The sequence below is a fragment of the Streptomyces sp. TG1A-60 genome, assembly GCF_037201975.1.
Taxonomy (GTDB): domain Bacteria; phylum Actinomycetota; class Actinomycetes; order Streptomycetales; family Streptomycetaceae; genus Streptomyces.
In genome coordinates this window covers 18213-43113 of record NZ_CP147520.1, presented here as the reverse complement: position 1 = coordinate 43113, position 24901 = coordinate 18213, and the positions used below count along the sequence as shown (strand labels likewise).

General features: G+C 75.0%; 2 protein-coding genes. Both read left to right on the top strand.

The genetic code is table 11. The features are described from left to right. The first annotated feature begins 1 nt into the window (after nucleotide 1). Nucleotides 2–10513 carry an SDR family NAD(P)-dependent oxidoreductase gene (locus WBG99_RS00095; protein WP_338894303.1) on the top strand — a complete coding sequence of 3504 codons (10512 nt, stop codon included), beginning with the start codon at nucleotides 2–4 and terminating at the stop codon, nucleotides 10511–10513. Continuing rightward, nucleotides 10510–24900 (top strand): SDR family NAD(P)-dependent oxidoreductase, encoded by a 14391-nt coding sequence (locus WBG99_RS00090; protein WP_338894302.1) that lies wholly within the window; start codon nucleotides 10510–10512, stop codon nucleotides 24898–24900. The genes WBG99_RS00095 and WBG99_RS00090 overlap by 4 nt, the downstream gene beginning before the upstream one ends. Nucleotide 24901 lies beyond the last annotated feature (1 nt).

Here is a 24901-nt window from a genome sequence, read left to right as displayed (position 1 = left end):
CATGCCGCAGAACCGGTCATCCGTCCAGCGCCCCCACGACCTGCTGCGCCCGCTCGCCGGCCGCCGCGCCACCACCGGCGTCGGTGCCGACGCCCCGGCCGTCCGGGACCACCTCGTCCACCAAGTGCCGGTGCTGCCCGGCGTCTTCCTCCTCGACCTGGTGCTGCGGACCGTCCAGCGGGCGGGAGTCGACCCCGGCCTCGTCGTCCTGCGCCGCATCGTCTTCCACGCCCCCATCGTCGGCTCCGGCGACCGCAGCGCCGTCGAGGTCGTCCTCGGCGACGCGGACCCCGGACAGCCGCTGACCGTCACCGTGCGCAGCCGCCCCGCCGGAAACCCCCAGGCCGCGTGGGAGACCAACTGCACCGCCGAGATCCACCCCGCCGACGGCACACCGTGGCGGCGGATCGACCCGGCCGGCCTGGCGGCGTCGGCGACACGCACCGTCGACGTGGACAAGCTCTACGGCTACGTCCGAGCCCTCGACATCCACCACCGCGGCTTCATGCAGGCGTCCGGCACGGTGCACGTCGCCCCGGGACACGCGCTGGCGCGCATGCGGCTCGCGGACGAGGCGGCCGAGCACGTGGGCCACTTCCACGCCCACCCGGCGGTACTCGACTTCGCCACGCTGGTGCCTATGCTGCTGTTCCCGGAGCAGGATCTGGGCACGCCCCGGCACGCCTACATCCCCCTCTACATCGAGTCGCTGCGCGCCCGTACCGGCGTGGGTGCCGACAATCTCGTCCACGTGCCGGGACCGGTCACCGGGGGGTTCGACAGCGAACTCTTCCAGGCCGACATAGAGATCTGCGGCACGGACGGCGAGGTCGTCGCCGAACTGGTCGGCTTCCGCGCCAAGCGGGTCCGGTCCGCCGCCCTCATCACAGACCGCACCCGGCCGCCCGCCGAACGGCCCCCGGAGCCGCTGTCGGCCACCCCTGCACCGGTGCACGCCGGGGCGTTCGAGGAACGGGTCGCGGCACTCGTCGCACGGCGCCTCGGCGTCGAGCCCACCCGTGTCGACCGTGAACTCGGCTTCTACGAGTGCGGCCTCAGCTCGGTCGACCTGCTCAGCCTCGTCGGCGACCTGGAGGAGATGCTCGGCACCGACCTCTACCCCACGCTCCTCTTCGAACACCCCACGGTCAGGCGCCTCGCGGACCACCTGCGGGCGGAGCACCCCGAAGTCGACCAACTGGGTGCTGAAGACCGGGAGATGGACAGCCTGTCGGCCGCCGGGGACCGGGAAGCGGACCAACCGCGAGCCACGGACCGGGAAGCGGTGGGCCGGTCGCTGGCCGGCACCCCGGCAGTCGGCCGGCCGTCGTCGCCCGCCGCGTCGCCTGTCTCCGCTGCCCGTCCGGCAGACGGCACTCCCGAGTCCGAACCGCTGGCCATCGTCGGCCTCGCCGGCCGCTACCCAGGCGCCCGGACCCCGGACGAACTGTGGGACGTACTCACCGACGGCAAGGACCGGGCAACGCCCGTCCCGCCCGAACGCTGGGACCACGAACCGTACTTCGACCCGTCCCGCGGCACACCGGGACGCACGTACTCCCGCTGGGGCGTCTTCTGCGACGGCGTAGCGGAGTTCGACGCGCCCTTCTTCCACCTCAGCGCCCGTCAGGCGGAACTGATGGACCCGCACGAACGGCTGCTGCTCCAGGCGGCGTGGGAGGCGATTGAGGACGCGGGACACACTCCGGACGGGCTCGCCGCCCAGACCGACCGGGCTGTGGGCGTCTTCGCGGGCGCCATGTGGAACGACTACCAACTGCACGGCCTGGAGCGGCTGCGCGCCGGGACCGCCGACGTCGCGGGCTCCTGGTCCTCCGCCCTGTCCAACCGGCTGTCGTACTCCTTCGACTTCGCCGGGCCCAGCATCACCGTGGACACCGCCTGCTCCGCGAGCCTGGCCGCCCTGCACCTCGCCGCCGACGCGATACGGCGCGGCGAGTGCCGCGCGGCGCTGGTCGGCGGGGTGAACCTGTCCCTGCACCCGTACAAATACCTGAGGCTGGCCGAGCTGGGGCTGCTGTCGCCGACCGGGCGCTGCCGTCCGTTCGGCAGGGATGCGGACGGCTATGTACCCGGCGAGGGCGTCGGCGCCCTGCTGCTGCGGCCGCTGTCCGACGCGCTGGCCTCCGGCGACCACGTCTACGGGCTGCTGCGCGGCTCGGCGCTGCTGCACAGTGGGCGGACCGGCGGCTACTCCGTGCCGAGCCCCGACGCCCAGGCACGGGTGGTCTCCGCCGCGCTCGCCGACGCCGGTGTCGCGCCGCGCACCATCGGCTACGTTGAGGCGCACGCCTCGGGCACCGCCCTCGGCGACCAGATCGAGGTCGAGGCCCTCACCTCGGTGTACGCGCGGCACACCAGCGACCTCGGGTACTGCGTGATCGGCTCCGCCAAGCCGGTCGTCGGCCACCTGGAGGCCGCGGCGGGCATGGTCGGCCTCACCAAGGCGCTGATGGCGCTGCGGCACCGCACCCTCCCGGCCGTCGGCGACATCGGCGCGCCCGCCCCCGGCATCCACTGGGAGCGGACGCCATTCCGGCTGGCCGCCGCCCCCGAACCCTGGCCCGCCCCGGTCGACCCGGACACCGGGCGCCCGCTGCCCCGGCGGGCCGCCGTGAGCGCCTTCGGGGCGGGCGGCGCCAACGCCCATGTCGTCATCGAGGAGTTCGCGGCCGCGGACGCCCCCGAACCGCCCGGGACCGGTCGGCCCCTCGCGATCCCGCTGTCCGCGCGGACCGCCGACCGGCTGCGCGAGCAGGCCGGGCGGCTGGCGGAACACCTGCGGGCCCGGCCCGGACTGCGCCTGGCCGACGTGGCGCACACCCTGCGCGCCGGCCGCCGCGCCATGGAGCACCGCCTCGCCGTGGTGGCTGCCTCTACGTCCGAACTCGCCGACGCACTGCGGGCGTTCGCGGACGGCCGTCCGCCGGCCCGCCCCGCCTACGCCGGTACGGAGACCGTCGGCACCAGCACGAGCGGCGCTGCCGAGGAGACCGAGGCCGCGCGGTTGTGGGCCGCCGACGGCCCGTCCGACTGGCCCGCCCTCGACGCGGCGCGGCGGATCTCCCTGCCGACCTACCCCTTCGAGCGCCGGCGCTACTGGCTCGGCGACCCCGGGCCGGGGCAACCGTCCCCGACCCGCGACGAGCCCGCTGCCGCGAGCCCGGACGGTCCCGCCACCCTGCTGTACGTCCCGGACACCCGCCCCCTGCCCCTGCCGGCCACCGCGGCCACGCCCGTGCCGGACGGCCCACTGCTGCTCCTGGACGCCGACACCTACCGCGTACGGGAGATACGCGCGCTGCACCCCGACGTGGTCCGCGTCCGGCCCGGCATGTCCTACCAGCGGGTGTCCGCCGACGAGTTCGAGATCGAGCCCGGCGACGCCGAGCACTACGTCCGGCTCGCCGAGACCCTCCGTGCGGAGAACCGCGCCCCGGGAGCCGTCCTCCACCTGTGGCCGCTGTCCGGGGACACCACCGGGGAGACGAGCACCGGCGGCGTTCTGTCCGCCCTGCTGCTGTGCCGCGCCCTCGCCGTCGGCCTGACCCGGCCGCTGCCCGTGGTGTACGGGTACGCCGCCCGCGGCGCGAGCCCGGCGCACGCCGCCGTGGGCGGCCTCGCCCGCAGCGTCCGGCTCGAACAGCCGAAGCTCCTGCTGAAGACGGTGTGGCACCAGACGTCGGCCGTCGAGGCGCGGACACTGCTCGCCGAGGCGTACGCACCGGCCGACGCCTACGGCACCGAAGTCCGGCACACCGCCCAGGGCCGACTCACGGAGCTGTTCGTCCCGGCCGGGCCGCCCTCCGCCTCCCACGCCCCGGTGCGCCTCGGCCGCCCCGGCGGTGTCTACCTGATCACCGGCGGGGCCGGCGGACTCGGCCTGCACACGGCCCGCCGCATCGCCGCGGCGGGTGACGTCTGCCTGGCCCTGCTGGGCCGCTCCCGGAGGAGCGCCCACACGGACAGCGCCGTCGCCGAACTCCAGGCCCTCGGCGCGCGTGCCGCCTACTTCTGCGCCGACGTGACCGACCGGGCCGCACTGTCCGCCGCCGTACAGGAAGCGCGCGAACGGTTCGGACCACTGACCGGGGTCGTGCACGCCGCCGGAGTCCTGGAGGACTCCCTGGTCGTCAACAAGAGCCGTCCGGCGGTCGAGCGGGTCCTCGCCCCGAAGCTCCCCGGCGTCACCGCCCTCGACGCCGTCACGAGCGACGACCGGCTCGACTACCTGCTGCTCTACTCGTCGCTCGCAGCGGCGGCGGGCAGCACGGGCGGCGCCGACTACAGCGCGGCCAACCGTGCTCTGGACGCCTACGCGGCCTGGCGCGAGGAGCGGCGCAGGGCCGGCGAACGGCACGGCGTGACCGTCGCGGTCGACTGGCCGCTGTGGCGCGACGGCGGTATGCACATCGACCCCGCGCTCCAGGACCGCGTCCTCGCCCGCACCGGATCGGTCCCGCTCGACACCGTCACCGCCCTCGACACCCTCGACACCGCCCTCGGGCTCGGCGTCGAACGCGTCGTCGTCCTGCACGGCGACGCCGCCCGCCTGAGGTTCGCGCTGGAAACACCGAGGGCCGACACGGCCGCCGATGCCGTCGCCGACGCGGGCGACGTCCCGGACCCGCGCGGCGCACTCGATGTTCACGTCGTCACCGCGCTCACCACGGCCCTGCGCCGCGCCGGCAAGGAGGCGCAGCCGTCGTCCGTGCGGGACGCGGGATTCATGGCCCTCGGCCTGGACTCCCTGGAACTCGCCTCGTTCACCTCGGAGTTGGGGGCCTGGCTCGGTGTCGACCTGCCGGCCACCACGCTGTTCCGGTACCCGGACACCGACCGCCTGGTGAACCACCTGCTCAACACCCACCCCGACGCCGTACAGGCCGCGCTGCGCCGCGAGGCGGCCTCCGCGCACGACAAGGCCGCACCCACCGACGCACCGGCACAGCAGCCCGTGGCACCGCAGCACCGAGCGGGCGCCGACGGCCGTGATGGCGCGCCCGGAGCGGAACAGCCCGTCGCCGTCATCGGCATGGCGGGACGCTTCCCCGGTTCCGAGGACATCGCGGGATTCTGGGCCGACCTCGTCGGCGGGCGCGACCTGGTGACCGACGTCCCCGCCGACCGGTGGGACCACCGCCTCTACCACGACCCGCACGGCGAGCGGCCGGACGCCACCGACTGCGGCCACGGCGGCTTCCTCACCGACGTCAGCCGCTTCGACGTCGCCTTCTTCGGACTCACCCCCGCCGAGGCCGAGGGCCTGGACCCGCAGACCCGCCAGCTGATGGAGGTCCTCCACCGGACCGCCGAGGACGCCGGCGTCGCCGGCCGGCTGCGCGGCTCGGCGACCGGCACCTTCGTAGGCCGCTGCTTCAGCGACTACGACCAGGCGATGACCGCCGCCGGACGGCGGATGGGCGCCCACGACGTGACCGGCACCTCCGTCACCATGGCCGCGAACCGGATCGCCTACCACTTCGACCTGACCGGCCCCTCCCTCGTCGTTGACACGGCCTGCTCCTCGTCCCTGTACGCCCTGCACCTCGCGGTCGCCGCCGTGCGGCGCGGCGAATGCGACATGGCGTTCGCCGCCGGGACCAACCTGATCCTCGACCCGCAGCACTACGTGCGCAGTTCGGCGCTGGGAGCCCTGTCGCCGTCCGGGCGCTGCCACACCTTCGACGCCCGGGCCGACGGCTACGTCCCGGCCGAAGCCGTCGTCGCCGTCCTGGTCAAGCCCCTCGACCGGGCCCTCGCCGACGGCGACCCGATCCACGCCGTCGTCCGGGAGGTCGGCGTCAATCACGGTGGCCGCGCCGGGTCCGTCACCGCGCCCAGCCCCACCCGCCAGACCCAGCTGCTCCTGGACACCTGGGCACGCGCCGGGATCGAGCCCGACGACCTCGGCTACCTGGAGGCGCACGGCACCGGAACCGCCCTGGGTGATCCCATAGAGATCGAGGGCGCCGTCGAGGCATTCCGCCGCCACACGGCACGGTCCGCCTTCTGCGCGGTCGGCTCCGCCAAGGCCCACCTCGGACACGCCGAGGGCGCCGCGGGCCTCGTCGGCGTCGTCAAGGCCGTACTCCAGATCCAGCACGGCGTCATCCCGGCCATGCCGGACTACCGACAGCCCAACCCGCACTGCCGCTTCGACGACACCCCGCTCTATGTCAACACGCGTCCCGTCGGCTGGCACACGCCGGACGGACGACCGCGCATCGCCGGGGTGAGCTCGTTCGGCTTCGGCGGGTCGTACGCGCACGCCGTCGTCGAACAGGCTCCGGTGCGCGAGGCGGCCCTGGCCCCGCGCATGCCCCGGCTGTTCCCGTACTCGGCCCGCGACGGCGAGGCACTGCGCCGGCTCGTGCGCGGCCACCGCGACTTCCTCGCCGCCGCGCCCGACACGCCGCTCGACCGGATGGCGGCGACCCTCCACCAAGGCCGGGAGGCCATGGCGCGCCGGGTCGTCCTGGTCGCGGACTCCCACGACGGACTGCTGGCTGCGATGGACGCGTACCTCGCAGACCCGGACGCCCCGGCCGGCGTGCACGTGGCGGCCACCGCCGACGACCCCGGCGAGCCGCTGCTGGAGGCGGCCCGGACCTGGGTGGCGGGCGCCCCGCTGCCCGCCACGACCGCGCCGGACCCCGCGACGGCGCGCATCAGCTTGCCGACGTACCCCTTCGGCGGCGCGCGGTACTGGTTCGCCGAGGCGGCGACCGAACGGGCGGACCCCGACGCCCTGCGTCCCGCCGCCCGGCAGCGCGCCGTACTGCCGGGAGCCGACGGGGGACGGCCCGCCGTCCCGGCCGACGCCCGTCGGCCCGCCGTCCCCGTGGACGAACGGCCCGCCGTCCCGGCCGAGGTGCGCGACGTCCGGCGCCACATCCAGGGCAGCGGGTTCGACGGACGCCGTGCCGCCCAGGGGATGGAAAGGCTCAACGATCTGCTCAGGCGCTGGTGCGCGCATCTGCTCGCCGACGGCGGCACCCCGCCCACCGCGCAGCGCCTGCGCGCCCTGCTCGCGGACGAGGAGGGCTACGGCCGTCTCGCCGACGCGCTGGCCGCGCTGATGGCGAAGACGCCCTCCGCGTCCCGTACGACCACCCCGGACTTCACGGCCGAGGCGTCCGAACTGGCCGCCGAACACCCCGAACTGGCCCCGTGGCTGAAACTCGTACGGGTCTGCCTGCCCCGGCTGCCCGAGATCCTGACCGGCAGGGCCGACGCGCTGGAGGTGTTCTTCTCCCCGGATCACCCCGACCTGCTGCTGGGCATCTACGACGGCAATACCGTGGCCGACCACCACAACGAGATCGTGGCCCGCCTGGTGGCCGGCCGGGTGCGTGCCCTGCGGGAGTCCCGCCCGGACCGGCCGGTACGTCTGATAGAGATCGGCGGCGGCACCGGCGGGACCACGCGCAGGCTGCTGGAGGCCGTCGCCGAGCACGGGGAGGCCGTCCAGTACCGGTTCACGGACGTCTCCCCGGCGTTCCTGCCCGCCGCCCGCGCCCGGTTCGCCGACACCCGGGTGGACTTCACCTGCGCGGTCCTCGACCTCGACCGGGACCCGGTGGAGCAGGGCTTCGAAGCGGGCAGCGCGGACATTGTGGTCGCCGCCAACTCAGTCCACGCGACCCGGCACCTGGGCGAGAGCCTCGGACGCATCCGGCGCCTGCTCGCGCCGTCCGGTGTGCTCGTACTCGAGGAACTGGTGCGCAACCACGACTGCATGACGGCCATGATCGGGCCGCTGCCCGGCTACTGGTCGGCCGTGGACGTGGCGGCGCGGCTGCCGCACTCGCCGTTCTTCGACGTGTCGCGCTGGCGCGCGGCGCTGGCGGAGCAGGGCTTCGAGGGGACCTGGGCGCTCGGCGCGCCGGACCTGCCGGAAACGGAGTTCGACAACGCGGTGCTGTTTAGCCAGGTACCGGCGGCGGCCGTGACCGGCGGCGGTACGCGGGTTACGGGCCTGGCGGAGACCCGCCCGCGGACGCCCGCCCAGACCCATCCACAGCCGTCCCTCCCCACCCAGCCCGCCCCGCAGCCGTCCGCGCCGCTGGAGTCACGGCCGTCGGACGCACGCCCGAGCGGGCCGCGTACGCCGGAACCCCAGCGGCAGGACTGGTCCGCCGCCCCGGAGCCCGTGACGGCCGACGCCGACGAGGTGCGCGAGCGGCTGGTTCCCGTCTTCGCGCGGTTCTTCGGACTGGCCGCAGAGCAGGTGGACACTGCCGTCACCTTCGACCACTACGGCATGGACTCGCTGAGTGCCATCCAGCTGGTGCGCAGCCTGGAACCGGAGTTCGGCAGGCTGCCGAAGGTCCTGCTCTACGAGCACCCGACGATCGACTCGCTGGCGGCGCACCTCGCTGAGCACGCGCCGGTCGCTACGCGGAAGCACGTTCCGGCAGTCCCGGCCGGTACCACGGTCACCGCGAACGCCCAGCCGCCGCGGCAGACCCCGGACGCGGTGCACGAGCCGGCCGCCGCGGCACCCGTGTCCCCGGCGTACACCCCGCGACCGCACCCCGCCTCCGCGGCAAACGCCGACGAGGACGACCCGATCGCGATCGTGGGCATGGCGGGCCGCTTCGCACGCTCGCCCGACCTGCGCACCTGGTGGCGGCACCTGCGAGACGGGACGCACCTGGTGGGGGAGATCCCGCAGGACCGGTTCGACTGGCGTGAGGTCTTCGGCGACCCGCACCGCACACCAGGCACGGTCAACAGCCGCTGGGGCTCCTTCATCGAGGGCGTCGACCGCTTCGACGCCGACTTCTTCGGCATGACGCCGCTGGAGGCCGAGCTGATGGACCCCCAGCAGCGGATCATGCTGCAGACGGCCTGGCAGGCGGTGGAGGACGCCGGCCACCGACCCGCGTCCCTGCGCGGCACCCGCACGGGCGTCTTCATCGGCGCCACCTCCCGCGACTACGACTGGCAGCTGCACCGGGCGGGCCGCCACCGCGAGGGCCACGTCGTCAGCGGCAACGGCCACTGCCTCATCGCCAACCGCATCTCGTACCAACTGGACCTGCGCGGCCCGAGTGAGGCCGTCGACACGGCGTGCTCCAGCTCGCTGACGGCGCTGCACCGGGCGGTGCGCGCGGTCCGGTCCGGCGAGTGCGAGGCGGCGCTCGTCGGCGGGGTGCACCTGTTCCTCACCGCCGACCTGTTCGTCGCCCTCGGCCAGCTCGGCATCATGTCGCCCGACGGCCGCTGTGCCGCGTTCGACCGGCGGGCCAACGGCATGGTGCGCGGCGAGGGCGCGGTGGCGGTCTTGGTCAAGCCGCTGTCCCGGGCGCTCGCCGACGGCGACACCGTGTACGCGCTGGTGCGCGGCAGCGGGGTCTCGCACGGCGGCGGCGGACACATGGACTCCCTGATGATGCCCAACCCGACGGCCCAGGCGGAGCTGATCGCCACCGTCTACCGCGACGCCGGGGTGGACCCGCGCACGGTCGGCTATGTGGAGGCGCACGGCACCGGCACCGAGGTCGGCGACCCGATCGAAGTACGCGGCCTGCGCAAGGCATTCGCCGCGCTCGACGGCAGGCCCGACGGCGAGCCGGTCGACCCCTGGTGCCTGCTCGGCACGGTCAAGTCGAACGTGGGGCACACCGAGGCCGCCGCCGGACTGACCGGCGTCGTCAAGACGGTGCTGGCCATGCGGCACGGCATGCTGCCGCCCACGCTCCACTTCACCGAGGCCAACCCGCTCCTGGACCTGGACGGCAGCCCCTTCCGCGTCGTGGACCGGCTGACCCCCTGGCCGGCGGGCGGCTCACCCCGGCGCGCGGGCGTCAGCGCCTTCGGCCTCGGCGGGACCAACGCGCACGTCCTGCTGGAGGACTACCCCGACACCCGGCCCGCAGCGCCGGGCACGCCCGGGGATCCGGTTGTCGTCCCGCTGTCCGCCCGTACCCCGGAGCGGCTGCGGGCCCGGCTGCGGGAACTGCACGGCTTCCTGACGCGGGACCCGGCCGAGCAGGCCGGACCGCTCGCGCTCACCGACATCGCCCACACCCTCGCCGAGGGACGGGACGCGATGGCCCACCGGGCGGCGTTCGTCGCCGCGACGACGGAGCAACTCGTCGTCGCGGTGCGCCGCCTGCTCGACGAGGAGCCCGGCCCGGACACCTTCACCGGCAGCGCCGAGCGGCGACCGGACGGCCGGGTCGCGGACGAGCGCGCCGACGCCCCGGACCCCGATCCCTACGGGGCGGCCCGGCGCTGGGTGTCGGGCACGGGCCGGCTGCCCGCCTCCCCGGGCCGCCGCGTGTCGCTGCCGGCGTACCCGTTCGAGGAACAGCGCCACTGGGCGGAACCCCTCGAACCCGTGACGCCCGCCCCGGCCTTGGCGCCGGTCCCCGCCCCGGCGACGGCCCCCGGGACCGCGTTGCCCGAACTGCTCCAGGCACTCAACGAAGGCCGCCTCTCGGTGGATGAAGCGGAACGGCTCATGGAAGGTGCGCAGTGATCTCCAGGCAGAACCGTCGGGACATCCTCGAGCGCGTCAAGGCGGGTGAGTTGACCGTCTCCGACGCGGTCGCCCTCATGGGCGCGGCGTCCCCGGCCGGCACGGCCGCCGTGGCGGGCGCGCACGAGGTGGTGGCCTTCACGTCCGACTGGGAGCGTACGGCGCCGACCGCGCACCGCCCCCCGGCGCAGGGACGCCCGCCACTGATCGTGCTGGACCCGTCCGCCGCCCGCCGGCCCGGCATCGTGACGCCGGGGACCGGCAGGGTCGTCGAGGCCGTCGCGGGGCCCGTGCCCGCGTCGGACACCCGCGCCGTCTCGCTCGCCGACGACGCGTCGTGGGAGCGGCTGTGGGCGGCACTCGCCGCCGACGGAGACCTGCCCGACCGCATTGTCCTGGTCACGGCCGCAGGGCCCGAGCACTGCCTGGACGTCGTGTACCCGGCGCTGCGCACCCTGATCCGCGGCCGGGTCGGCGAGCGCCTGGCCATCGCCTGCCTCGCGGTGGGTGACGACAGCGCCCAGGCCGCAGACGCGCTCGGCGGCTTCTGCTCGATCGCCGCCCAGGAGGACAGCCGGATCCATCCGGTCGCCGTCTGCGCGGACGGCTCGGCCGACCACGTCGCCCTGGCCCTGGCCCTGGACGAACTGGCGGAACCCGTCGCGCCCCTGTACCAGGTCCGCCACGACGCCGACGGCCGCTGGGTGCGGACCATGACGTCCCTCCCGCTGGCCCTCGCCGGCCCCCCCGCCGCCGGAGTCCACCTGCTGTCCGGCGGTGGCGGCGGCATCGCCCTGAGCCTCGCGGAGCGGCTCGCCCTGGCGCCCGGCGCCCGGATCGTCCTGCTCGGCCGCTCCGACGCGGGCGCCCGCGTGACGGAGACGCTGCGCCGCGCCAACGGCACCGGCACGGAGCGGATCCGGTACGTACGCGGTGACCTGACCCGGCCCGACGACGTACGGCGTGCCGTCGCCGAGGCCCGTGCGGCGTTCGGCCCGGTCACCGACGTGCTGCACCTGGCCGGGGTCAACGAGGACGCGTACATCGCCAACAAGGCACCCGGCGGCCACGCGCGCGTGCTGGCTCCCAAGCTGGCCGGCGCCCGTAACCTGGACGAGGCGACACGGGACGAACCGCTGCGCCACTTCGTGCTGTTCTCCTCCCTCGCCGGGTACGCGGGCCATCCCGGACAGGCCGACTACGCCGCCGCGAGCCGTGCGCTGGGCGGCTTCGCGTCCCACCGCGCCGCCCTCGTCGAGGCGGGGCGCCGCAGCGGACGCACCGTGTCGGTCGGCTGGCCGCTGTGGGCCGACGGCGGCATGACCCTCAGCGACACCGACCGCCGGGCCGTCGAAGTGCTCCAGGGCATGGTCGAGATGCCGCCGGACACCGGCCTCGCCGTGATGACGGCGGCGCTGCGGTCCGAGGCGCGCGAGGTCGTCGTCGTCCACGGTCACCGCAGCCGCATCGAGGAGTTCGTACGGGCCCGCCTCACGAGCACGGCGACGCCGGGCGCCCCCGCGGCCGGGCGGCCGGGCGAACCTGCGGCGGCGCCGGAGGAGCCGGAAGCGGCGGCCGAGGTGGCACGAGCCTTCCTGCTGGACCTGGTGTCGCGGCTGACCCGTATCGCGCCCGGCAGGCTCCGGTCCGACCAGGAGTTCTCCGCGCTCGGCATCGACTCGGTGATGGTCAAGCGCCTCACCGCCGCCCTGGAGGACCGGCTGGGGTCCATGCCCGCGACGCTGCTGTTCGAGCACCGCACGGTCGACGACCTCACCGACCATCTGGTGGCCCACCACCGTCCGGCCCTCGCCGCGTTGGCCGGCACACCGGCCGCCCCGGCCGGTACACCAACTACTCCCGACAGCGGCCCGGTTACTGCGGCCGGTATACCCGCGGCTCCCGCCGCCGAGCCCGCCGTCCCTTCCCTCGACGTGCGCCCCGTCACGCAGACCACGCCCCGGCCCGCCGCCCAACTGCCCGACGCCGACGCCGCGCCCGGCGACGCCATCGCCGTCATCGGCCTGGCGGGCCGCTATCCCGGCGCGCGGGACGTGTCACAGCTGTGGCGGATGCTCGTGGAGGGCCGGGACGCGATCGGGGAGATCCCGTCGGACCGGTGGGACAAGGAGCGCTGGTTCGACCGCGGTGAGCGCCGGCCGGGCACCAGCTACGGACGCTGGGGCGGCTTCCTCGAGGACGTCGCCCGCTTCGACTCGCTGTTCTTCTCCGTGGCACCGCGCGAGGCCCGCCGCATGGACCCCGCCGAGCGGCTGTTCCTGGAGGTCGCCTGGTCGGCGCTGGAGGACGCCGGCTACACCCGCTCCCGGCTGCACCGCACCACCCGCACGGACGAGGGACACGCGGTGGGCGTCTTCGTGGGCGCCACGGGCCTGGCGTACGGCCTGGTCGGGGCCGAGGAGTGGGGCAAGGGCAATCCGGTCCCGGCCTACTCGATGGAGTTCTCCCTCGCCAACCGGCTCTCCTACTTCCTCGACGTCCACGGCCCGAGCCTCACCGTCGACACCGCCTGTTCCGCCTCCCTCACCGCCCTGCACCTGGCCTGCGAGAGCCTGCGGCGCGGCGAGTGCCGGACGGCCCTCGTGGGCGGCGCCTACCTCAACCTCCACCCGATGAAGTACGCCATGCTCGCCGAGCAGCGCATGATCTCCCCCGACGGGGTCTGCCGGGCGTTCGGCGAGGGCGGCAACGGGTTCGTCCCCGGCGAGGGCGTGGGCGCGGTGGTGCTCAAGCCGCTGGCCGCCGCCCGCGCCGACGGCGACCGGATCGACGGCGTCATCCGCGCCACCGCCATCAGCCATGGCGGCCACACCAACGGCTACACCGTGCCCTCACCGCGCGCCCACGCCTCCGTGATCGGCTCGGCACTGCGCCGCTCCGGACTAGACCCGGCGGGCATCGGCTACGTGGAGGCGCACGGCACCGGCACGGAACTCGGCGACCCCATCGAGATCGAGGGCCTGGCCCGGGTGTTCGGCCGGTCCGCCGAGGAGCGCCAGTACTGCGCGCTCGGCTCGGTGAAGCCCAACATCGGCCACGCGGAGGCCGCGGCGGGCATCGCGGGGCTCACCAAGATCCTCCTCCAGCTACGACACCGCACGCTCGCGCCGACCCTGCACAGCGACCCGCCCAACCCGAAGATCGACTTCGCCGGGACGCCGTTCCGCCTCCAGCGCACCGCCGAACCGTGGCACCCCCGGCCGGGGCACGACGTGCGCCGGGCCGCTCTCAGCTCGTTCGGCGCGGGGGGCGCCAACGCGCACGCCGTGATCGAGGAACACCTGGACGCCGTGCGCACCGACGACCGTCCGGCCGACGGCGACGACCACCTGGTGGTCCTGTCCGCCCGGACACCGGACCGCCTGAAGGCCGCCGCCGACCGGTTGGCCCGCTGCCTCACCGGCCCGGACGCCACCGGACTGCGCCTGGGCGACATCGCCCACACGCTCCAGACCGGGCGTGAAGCCTTCGAACACCGCGTCGCGTTCGTCGTGCCGACCCGCGCACGGCTCGTGGAGGCTCTCTCGCGGTACGTGACAACCGGCGCCGCCGACGCGGCCGGCCGCGTCGCACCCGAGGTGCCCCGGCACGAGGCGGCCGACATGCGCGGCCTGTTCGCCGGGCGCCGCTGGCACGAGATCGCCGCGCGCTGGGTCGCGGGGGAGGAGTTCGACTGGCCGGAGGCCGCCGAGCGGCGCGACCGGCACGGCCGGGCGCCCCACGCCGTGCCTCTGCCCGCCTACCCGTTCGCCGGTCCCGTGCACTGGCCCGAGACCGTGGACCCGGCGGTGGCTGCGGCCCCCGGCCGGACTCCGGTACCCGCGGTGGCCGACCGGGCGCCGCTCGCCGAGATGGCTGTCGCGGTGGACGGGGCGGCCGAGTTCGCGGCCACGCTCACCCCCGACCACCCGTGGGTGGCCGACCACCTCGTCGACGCCCGGCCCGTCCTCGCAGGCGTCGCCCACCTGGCGCTGGCCCGCGCGGCGGCGGAACGAGCGGCGGGACGGCCGGTCACCGAACTGAGCGAGGTGCGCTGGCGCACCGCCCTCGTCGTGAACACCGACGAGCAGCCCGTCGTACGCGTCCTACCCGCCGCCGGGGACGGAGCCGTCCGCGTCGAGACCTGCACCGGCACCGGCGAACGGCGCATCGTACACGCCACGGTCACGGCATGGACCCGGGCGCCCCACTCCGACGACCCGCCCCCCGCGCCGGCGCCGCTGGACATTGCGGCCGTGCGGCTCCGCTGCCCCCGGGAGGTGAGCCACGAGGCGTTCTACGACCGGGCCCGCGCCACCGGCCTCGACTACGGGCCGTCGTACCGCAGAGTGGAGCGCCTGTGGTGCGGTGAGGGAGAGGCCCTGGCCGAACTGGCGGAACCCGCCGAACCGGCCGGACCTGCCGAGCGGGCGGGACTGTCCGCGCCGTTGCCCGGCCGAGCCCACGGCGGCATCGGAGATCCCGGCGTCACCGACGCCGCCCTGCACGCCGTGCACGGAGCCGTGCCCGCGTGGGAGGAACCGGCGACGCTGCCCGCCGCCGTCGAACGGGTCCGCCTGCACAGCGCGGACGGAGCCGTCCGCCACGCCCACGCCCGTCTGGTGGCCGCCGACCCCGCACGCGGGACCGTCAAGTGCGACGTGCTGTTGACGGACGCCTCGGGCCGGGCCCTCGTGGAGTTCACTGGGCTGACCGTGGTGCGGGCTTCCGGCTCCGCCGACGTCCCCCACCTGGTGCCCGTGTGGCGCGTGGCACCCCGCCTCGACGCCCCGCACGCCTTGGACGACCAGGATCCCGGACCCGCCCTGGTGCTCACGGCCGGGCACGACGCCGGTCTCGCCGCCGAGCTGGTCCGCCACCACGGCGGCGCGAGCGAGGCGGTCGACCTGACGGCAATGCGCGACCGCGACGACCACGTGGCCCTGCTCCGGGCGCACCCGGGTGTCCGCACGCTCTACTTCGCCGGCGGCGTCGATACCCGCCGTCACTCCTCCACCGACCTGGCCCACCTGGAACGGACCCAGCGGCACGGCTGCCTCGCCCTGTTCCACCTGGCGCAGGCACTGGCAGCCCAGCGCCCGCGCAGCCTCCGCCTCGTCGTCCTGACCAGCGACAGCCAGCAGCCCCTGCCCGGCGGCCCGGTCGACAACCCGTTCGCGGGATCCCTGCACGGCATGGCGCGCACGCTCTCGCGCGAACTGCCGTTCCTCGACGTGGTCTGCCTGGACCTCGCGGGCACCGACCTCGAACGATGCCGCGCCTCCGGCGACTGGCAGTCCCTCGTGCCTGCCGTCGCCGCCGAGCCGGCCGCCGCACCCTTCACGGAGGCCGCGCTGCGCGAGGGCATCCGTCTCGTCAAGCGGCTCGCCCCGGCCGAACTGCCCGCCCCCGCCGACCACCGGCTGCCCCTGCGGCGCGGCGGCCGCTACCTCGTCGTCGGCGGTCTCGGCGGCCTCGGACGGGTCGTCAGCGAACACCTGCTGAGCGAGTGGGACGCCCGGCTGCTGGTGATGGGACGCAGGCCCGAACGGCACCTGCCGGACGGCACGCTCGCGCGGCTGCGGGCGCACGGCGGGCAGGTCGAGTACCTGCCGGGCGACGTCACCGACCCCGCCGCCGCGCGGGCCGCCGTCCGCCTGATGCACGAGCGGTACGGCGGCGTCGACGGAGCCGTGCACACGGCGTTCGTCCTCGCCGACCGGACCATCGCCCAGTCCGACGACGACGTCTTCCACGCCGCCTTCGCGCCCAAGACACGCGGGACCGTCGCCCTCGCCGACGCGCTCACCGCCGAACCGCTCGACTTCTTCGCCCTCTTCTCCTCGGCCATCGCCCACACCGGCAACCCCGGCCAGTCCAACTACGCGGCCGGTTCGACGTTCATGAGCTCCTACGGCGCCCACCTAGCCACCCGGCTGCACTGGCCCGTCACCGTGATCGACTGGGGCTTCTGGGGCGACGAAGGCGCCGTCGCCACCCCCGAGCACCGCGAGCGGCTCGCCCGCTGGGGCGTGCAGCCGCTGACCGCCACCGAGGGACTGCACGCCTTCCGCCAGGTCCTCGCGTCCAGCCTCACCCAGGTCGCACCACTGCGCGCGGATCTTGCGGAACTGGGGCGTGTGACACCCCTGGAGCCCGGCACGCGCCACCGGCGACCGGCCGCCGACACCGCCCTTCCCGCACCCGCCGCCCAGGCCGAAACCGGCCGGGACGTACTCGCCGCGCCCGCCGCGGCCGTCCTGGCCGCGCAGCACGCCGACGGCGAACCCTACGCGCGGGACTACCTGGACGCCGTGGACGAATACGCGCGCCTTGCCCTGCTGGAAGCCCTGAGCGGGGCCACCGACTGCCTGGCACTCGGCGCGCACGTCACCCGCGCGGAGCTGCTGCGGAGTCTCGCGGTCCACGACGAACGGCTGCCGCTGTTCGACGCGCTGCTCGCGTCCCTGGAATCGGCCGGTCACGTACGGTCCGAGCGGGGCCGGCTCACCGCACCGGTTGCGGCCGACGCGGACCGTCGGCACCGACTCAGGCGCGAACTCACCGACCGCTTCGGCCACTTGGCGCCCACGCTGGACCTCCTGGACGACTGCGCCGCCGCGCTGCCCGACGTCCTCGCCCGCCGGCGGCGCGGCCTGGATGTCCTTTTCCCCGGTGGCTCCGACCGGCGCATGGCCGCCCTGTACGCGGACGACCCCCGCACCCGGCACTTCAACCGCCTCACCGCCGCTGCCGTACGGGCGGCGGTCGCCGACGCCGTCGCGGCCGACCCGGCCCGGCGGGTACGCATCCTGGAGATCGGCGCCGGCACCGGCGCCACCACCCGCGCCGTGCTCGACGCGATCGACGACCACCGGGCCTCATTCACCTACGACGTCACTGACATCTCGCCCTCCCTGGTCGCCGGAACCCGCCGGCGGCTGGCCGAGGGCCGGCCCCACACCGACTTCCGCGTCCTGGACATCGCGGACGACCCGGCCACGCAGGGCTTCGACGGCGACCGGTACGACATCGTCGTCGCCACCAACGTCCTGCACGCGACCCGGGACATGCGGGGGACCCTGCGCAACGTCGCCGAACTCACCGCGACCGGCGGCCTGCTGGCCGTCAACGAGGCCACCCGCGTCCTTGACGCGGTCACCCCGGTCTTCGGCCTCACCGACGGGTGGTGGCTCGCCGGGGACGCCGGACTGAGGCTCCCGCACGGACCGCTGCTCGCCCCGCTCACCTGGCAGGCGCTCCTGGCGGAGGCCGGGTTCGACCGCAGCAGGCGGTTCGGCGTGCAGGGCTGGACAGACCACCAGGCCGGACAGCACCTCTTCCTCGCGGAACGCGGGCCCTGGCGTACGCCGCCGCCTACCGCCCCCCTGCCCGGGCAGCGGCAGGATCCCGCCACCCAACTCGTGACACCGGCCGGACCGCAGGCCCGGACGTCGTCCCCGAACGGTTCCGGTGACCAGCTCTTGGCGGGCACGACGGAGCATCTGCGGAACCTGTTCGCGGACCTGCTCCGCCTGCCGCCGGAGGAGATGGACCCGGCCGTGCCCCTGGCGTCCCTCGGCACGGACTCACTGACGGTGATGGAGGCCGTCGAGCGCCTGGAACGGGATATCGGCCCGGTGCCGCAGGAACTGCTGGTGACCGGCGAGTCCCTCCGCTCGGTGGCCGAGGCCCTGGTGAGCGCGAAGGGGACGGAACTGGCGGCGCTGACAGGAGTCGCCGCCGTGCCGACCGACGACACGGGAACCGCCGACGCACGGGTCGCCGACACGCGGACCGACGACCCTCCCACCGCCGACATGCCGTCTCTGACCGCTCCCGAGGCCGACTCCTCGTCGCGGACGCCGGAAGAAGCCTCACCGCACGACACCACCACCACCGCCCTGCCCGCTCCCGAGCCCATCGCCGTCGTCGGGATCGCCGGCCGGTACCCGGGTGCCGCAGACGTCGACACGCTCTGGGAGCACCTGCTTGCCGGACGCAGCCTCATCACCCCTGTGCCCCCCGGGCGATGGAGCGACGGGGAGTACGGCGACGGGCGTGCCTGGGGCGGTTTCCTCGACGACGTCGACCGCTTCGACCCCCTCCTCTTCCGTATCTCGCCGCGCGAGGCGGAGCGCATGGACCCGGCCGAACGCCTCTTCCTGGAGACGGTCTGGGAGGCGCTGGAGGACGCGGCGCTGCCCCCGTCCCGCCTGCGCGCCCGAGCCGAGGGCAACGGCGGCAGGACCGGCGTCTTCGTCGGCCTCATGCACCACCAGTACGCGCTGCTCGGCGCCGAGGAACGCGGACGCGGGAACGCCGTACAGGCCCTGTCCTCCGGCTGGTCCGTCGCCAACCGCGTGTCGCACACCTTCGGCCTGACCGGCCCGAGCATGGCCGTGGACACGGCGTGCTCCTCCGCGCTCACCGCCGTCCACCTCGCCGTGCGGAGCCTACGCGAGGGCGAGTGCGGCACGGCGATCGCCGGCGGAGTGAACGTCATCCTCCACCCCAGCCACCACGCCGACCTGGCCGCCGCGCGGATGCTGTCCCCGCACGGCACACCACGGGTCTTCGACACCGCCGCCGACGGCATCGTCACCGGCGAGGGCGTCGGAGCGCTCGTCCTGAAACGGCTCTCGGACGCGGTGCGCGACGGCGACCGCGTGCACGCGTGCATCCGCGGCTCGGCCGTCAACGCCGACGGCCCGACCGAGGCGTACGCCGTGCCCCGCGCCGGGGCGCAGATCGACCTCATCGCCCAGGCCCTGGAGGCGTCCGGAGCCGATGCGCGCAGCGTGCAGTACGTGGAGGCGCAGGCCACCGGCTCACCGGTCGGCGACCCGGTCGAACTGGCCGCCCTGCTCGAGGCGTACGGCGTCCGGGACGACGGCCACCGGCTGCGGATCGGATCGGTGAAGCCGAACACCGGACACCTCGAAGCCGCCTCGGGCGTAGTCCAGTTGACCAAGCTGATCCTCCAACTGCGGCACCGCACCTTCGCACCCACCCTCGGCACCGACGGACCGCCGACCGCGGACTGCTTCCTGGTGCCGCGCGAGCCCGTCGCCTGGCCCGAGCAGCCGACCGGGGAACCCCGGCGGGCCGCCGTCAGCTCCTTCGGCGCGGGCGGCGCCAACGCCCACGTCGTCATCGAGGAGGCCCCGCGGCCCGACCGGTCCGAGGACACCGCCGACGACCGCCTGCCCTCCCGGCCGCTCCTGCTGCTCCTGTCGGCCCGCCGGCCGGACGCCCTGCGCACGTACGCCCGGCGCCTCGCCGCATTCCTCGCCGGTCCCGGAGCCGCGCTGAGCCCGGTGGACGTCACCCACACCCTGCGGGTCGGACGCGAACCGCTGGCTGCCCGTCTCGGAGCCGTCGTCCACGACCTCGCCGACATCGTCTCGGTACTCACCGCGTACGCGGAGGACCGGCCCCACGACCGGCTGGTGACCGGCCCCCGGGACGAGGCGCCCGACCGGCACGGCCTGCCGTCCCCTGACGCCGAGGTCCTGGCACAGGCCCGGCGCTGGACGGACGGCGAGCCCCCGGACGCCCTCGCCGCACCCGAGCCCGGCGCCCGGATCGTCTCCCTGCCGCACTACCCCTTCGCCGACGGCCGCTACTGGCTCCGGACCACCCCCGCCGCCGACCAGAGCACCACGGGTCCGGTCCCGGCGGGGCCGGTGCCGACAGGTCGCGTACCCGTAGATCCGGTTCCGGCGGGCCCGGTCCTTGCAGATCCGGTTGCGGCAGCTCCCGCCCCCTCGCACCGCACCGCCGACGCCATCGAGCCCCTTCCGCCCGCCATCGGTCCCAGCCCCTCCGAGGAGCCCTCTGTGACCCTCACGCACCCGACCGCCGACAGCGCGGGCGGCACACCGTCCGCCGTCCACGCGATGCGGCACGTCGTCACCGAGGCCATCTGCGCCCTGGTGGGAGTGACGCCGCAGGACATTGACCCCGGTGACCACCTCAGCGACTTCGGGCTGGACTCGGTGACCATGGTGCAGCTCGCAGACCGCCTCTCGCGGACGACCGGCGTCGGCCTCACCCCCGACGTCCTGTACGGCTGCCGGGACATGGCGGCCGTGGTCGACCATCTCGTCGCCGCCACGGCCCAGGCACCCGCCCGCGCCCCCGTACCCGCCCCGTCCGCCGACGAGCCGCCGGCCCCCGCGCCGCTGGAGGCAGCCGCACCCGCCGTACCCCCGGCCGGGCCCCCGCCCCCGGCGACGACCGCCTCCCCGGCGATCACGACTGCCCCGGCAACCACCTCAATCGCGGCCGGAACCCCCCACGACCGTGCCGCCGAACCCGTCGCCGTGGTCGGCATGTCCGGGTCGTTCCCCGGATCGCCGGACCTGGAGAGCTTCTGGAACAACCTGGTCCAGGGCCGCGACCTGATCTCCGAGGCACCGCCCGAGCGCTTCGCCACCGCGGCGGGCACGACTCCCGTGCGCGGCGGATTCCTCGACGGTGTGGACCGCTTCGACGCCGGGTTCTTCCAGATCACTCCGCGCGAGGCGCGCGTCATGGACCCGCAGGCTCGGCTGTTCCTGCAAACCGTGTGGGCGGCCGTCGAGGAGGCGGGCCACGACCCCGCCGACCTCGCCGGCAGCGCCTGCGGCCTGTTCGTGGGCGTGGCCTCCTCCGAGTACGGCGAACTGGCCCGCGAACGCGGTGTGGACGTCGACGGCCAGCTGATGACGGGCAACGACCACAGCGTCCTGGCCAACCGGGTCTCCTTCCTGCTCGACCTGCGCGGACCCAGCGAACCCGTGGACACCGCCTGCTCCAGCTCCCTCGTCGCCGTGCACCGGGCCGTCCGCGCCATCCAGACGGGCGAGTGCGACCTGGCCGTCGCCGGCGGCGTCAACGTCATCGTGGCGCCGACCGCGTTCGAGGCGTTCGGACGGTCCGGGATGCTGGCGCCCGACGGCCGCTGCAAGTCCTTCGACCACCGCGCCGACGGATACGTGCGCGGCGAAGGAGTCGGCGCCGTCCTGCTCAAGCCGCTGAGCAAGGCACTCGCGGACGGCGACCACGTGCACGGCGTCATCGCGGGCTCCGCGACGAACCACGGCGGACGCGCCACCTCGCTCACCGCCCCCAACCCGGCCGCGCAGGCCGAGGTGATCTCCCGGGCCCAGCAACGCGCGGGGGCGCGACCCGAGACCATCGGCTACGTGGAGGCGCACGGCACGGGCACGGCCCTGGGCGACCCCATCGAGGTGACCGGCCTGCGCACGGCCTTCGAACGGCCCGGAGCGGGCGGCACGGCGCCGGTTCCGAGGCAGTTCTGCGGGCTCGGCAGTGTGAAGACCAACATCGGCCATCTGGAGACGGCCGCCGGTATGGCGGGCCTGTTCAAGGTGCTGCTGTCCCTGCGGCACGGCATGCTGCCGCCTACCCTCCACGTGGAACGCGTGAACCCGCTGATCAAGCTCGCGGACTCGCCGTTCCACCTCGTCACCTCCGCCCGCCCCTGGACGCCGTTCACGGACGCCAGCAGCGGCGCGCCCCTGCCCCGGCGTGCCGGTGTCAGCTCCTTCGGCTTCGGAGGCATGAACGCCCACCTGGTGGTCGAAGAGGCCCCCGCGCCCGCCACCCCCCGTCCGTCCGCCCCGGCGCCGGACGGCGACCGGCTGTTCGTGCTCAGCGCCCGCGACGACGAACGCCTGCGGGCCGTGGCCCGCCGCCTCCTCGAACACCTGGAGCGCTGGGAACGCGACGGACGACTGCACGCCGTGTCACCGGACGACGTGGCCTACACGCTCCAGGTGGGACGCCGGCCGTTCGCCGCGCGGCTCGCGGTCGCGGCCCCGAACCTCGCCCACCTCGCCGACGCCCTGCGGACCCACCTCGACGACGGCGACGACCCGCGCCTGACGACGAGCCGTGACACGGGCCCCCGCTCCGGCGACGCCGACGACCTGAGCGACGCCGTACGCAGGGCCGCAGGCGGGGACTTCGGCAGGCTCGCGACACTGTGGGCGGCGGGCGCCGACGTCGACTGGCGGTCCCTGCACACAACGCAGAACCGCACCAGGGTCTCCCTGCCGACCTACCCGTTCGCCCCCGAACAGCACTGGCTCCCGGCGGCCACCACATCCGGGACGGCGCCCCGCGCCACCGCGCAGACGCCCGTACGCCAAGCCACCACACCCGCCCCCGCACCCCGAGCCGCCGCAGCGCCCCCCGCGCCTCCCGCCCCGGCCACCCCCGAACCGGCGCCCACCTCGGCACCCCGACCGGCCCGCACCCCCGCGCTGCCCGACCGGCTCGCCACCCTCCGACAGCACGTCCGAGAGGCCGTGGCGGACGGCATCGGCATCGCGCCCGACGCCGTCGACCCGGCACGGGACTTTGCGAGCTACGGCGTCGACTCCATCGGTGCCATGCGGATCATGCAGACCGTCCAAGACCGTTACGGCGACCACATCCCGATGGCGGCGATCCTCGAACACCCCAGCGTCGACCGCCTCGTCGTCCACCTCGACGAGAGCTACGTGCTGCCCGACGCCGTACCGGAGACCCTCGACAGTGTCGACACCGGCCCCGCCCTCAAGACGGAGCGGCCCCTGCCCGCCGCACGCGCAGCGGTCGCGGCGCCGCGGCTGGTGCCCCTCGCCGAGGGCCGCGCCGGAGACCCGATCTACTGCCTCTTCGGCGACACCGGCGAACTCACCTGGGTGATGCACCTGTGCCGGCACCTCGCCGAGCACGGCCCGGTCACCGGCGTCGAGGCGCCCGGCTTCCCGGACGGCGCGGCCCCGGCCGCCGACATCAACCGCCTCGCCCGGACCTGCGCCGACGCGATCGGCGCGGCCCACCCCGGCGCCTCCTGCCGGATCGCCGGGTACGGAGTCGCGGGCCTGGTCGCCGTCGAGACCGCCCGCATCCTGCAGGACCGCGGCCTGCAGATCACCGAGCTGCTCCTCGTCCAGCCCCCCGGGCCGGGGGAGGGGCCGCTCGCCGAGACTGAGACCGAGTCGCTGGCGGCGGTGGCCGCGCCCCTCGCCGGCGTCTGGGGAGCCGACCGGCCGCTCGCGGGCGACGCGGACCTCGCCGGACTCGCACCGCACGCCGCGCTGGACCGAGTGACCGCCGCCCTCGCCCCGTCCGCGCCGATGGGCGCCGATGCGCTCCGGGGTCGGCTGGAGCGCGCCGCCGCCTGGAGGTCCGCCCTGGTCGCCGCCGCGGCCGTGCACCACGCGCGCCCCCTCGGCGGACTGGAGCGGACCGTGGTCGTGCGGGCCGTACCGGCAGGGGGAGGCGACGGCGACTACCACCGCTGGATCGCGCCGCCGCCCGACCTGGTCGACCTCGACGTCGAGCCGTGGCTCCTCGTCTCCGCCGGGAACGCGGCACGCGTGTGCTCGCCACCCGCCGTACAGGAACTGGCCGCGCCCCGGCAGCAGGAGGCCTCGCCGGTCGTCGCGATCAACCGGCACGGGGACAACCGGCGGTCCGTGTGGGCGCACAACCTGTACGGCGAGGTGAGCTACGCGATCTACCTCTCCCGCCACCTGGGGCTGCACAACCCCGTCATCGGCCTGGAACAGATCGGCGCGGCAGCCGCGGACCGCATGCCCCGCAGGTACGACTCCGTGGAGGAGATGGCCGCCCACTACGTCGGCGAACTGCGCGACCGCTTCCCCGGCGAGCCCTACCTCCTGGGCGGCTGTTCCTTCGGCGGGGTGCTCGCCTACGAGATGACCCGGCAGCTGCAACTGGCCGGCGAGGAAGTCACGCACCTGATCGCCATCGACCCGATCATGCCCGGCACCGAGGCCTGGGACAGCGTGGACTGGGGCACCGTCACCGAGGTCGAGGCGGAGGCCTTCTCCCTGGTGATGCTCGGCAACGCGATGTGCCAGCGCTGGGGCGTCAGCGAGCAGATCGGCCTCGCCTCCCTCACCGGCCTGGACCTGCACGCCCAGCTCAACCTGGTCGCCGGCCACATCCGCGACCGCTCGGCCGCCCGGCCGGACCGGGAGATGATCAAGCAGCAGATCCTGGTCCGGCACGAACTGATGCTGCACAACGGCGACCTGCTCCAGGCCTACCGGCCGGCCCCGCTGCGCACCACAGTCCCCACCACCCTCTTCCACGCCACTCAGGGCTTCCTGGCCCCGGGCAACAGCAACGACCTGCCGCCGGTGCCGCGCACCAGCGACGACAAGTCCAACGGGCTTGCCGAGTTCGTCGGCCCGCGCATCACCATCCACGAGATGAACGCCGACCACCACACCATCGCCCACGACGAGAACCTCGCCCGCATCGCCCGGATGCTGTCCCCGGTGCTGGCCTCCCGGAACTTCCCGACCAGCCTGTTCCCGGCCTCGCTCAATCCGGCCGGCCCCGACGGCACCAGGTGAG

Bases quoted from the DNA above. Each gene is read 5' to 3' on its own strand.
- WBG99_RS00095 (WP_338894303.1), top strand. From the start codon at position 2: ATGCCGCAGAACCGGTCATCCGTCCAGCGCCCCCACGACCTGCTGCGC.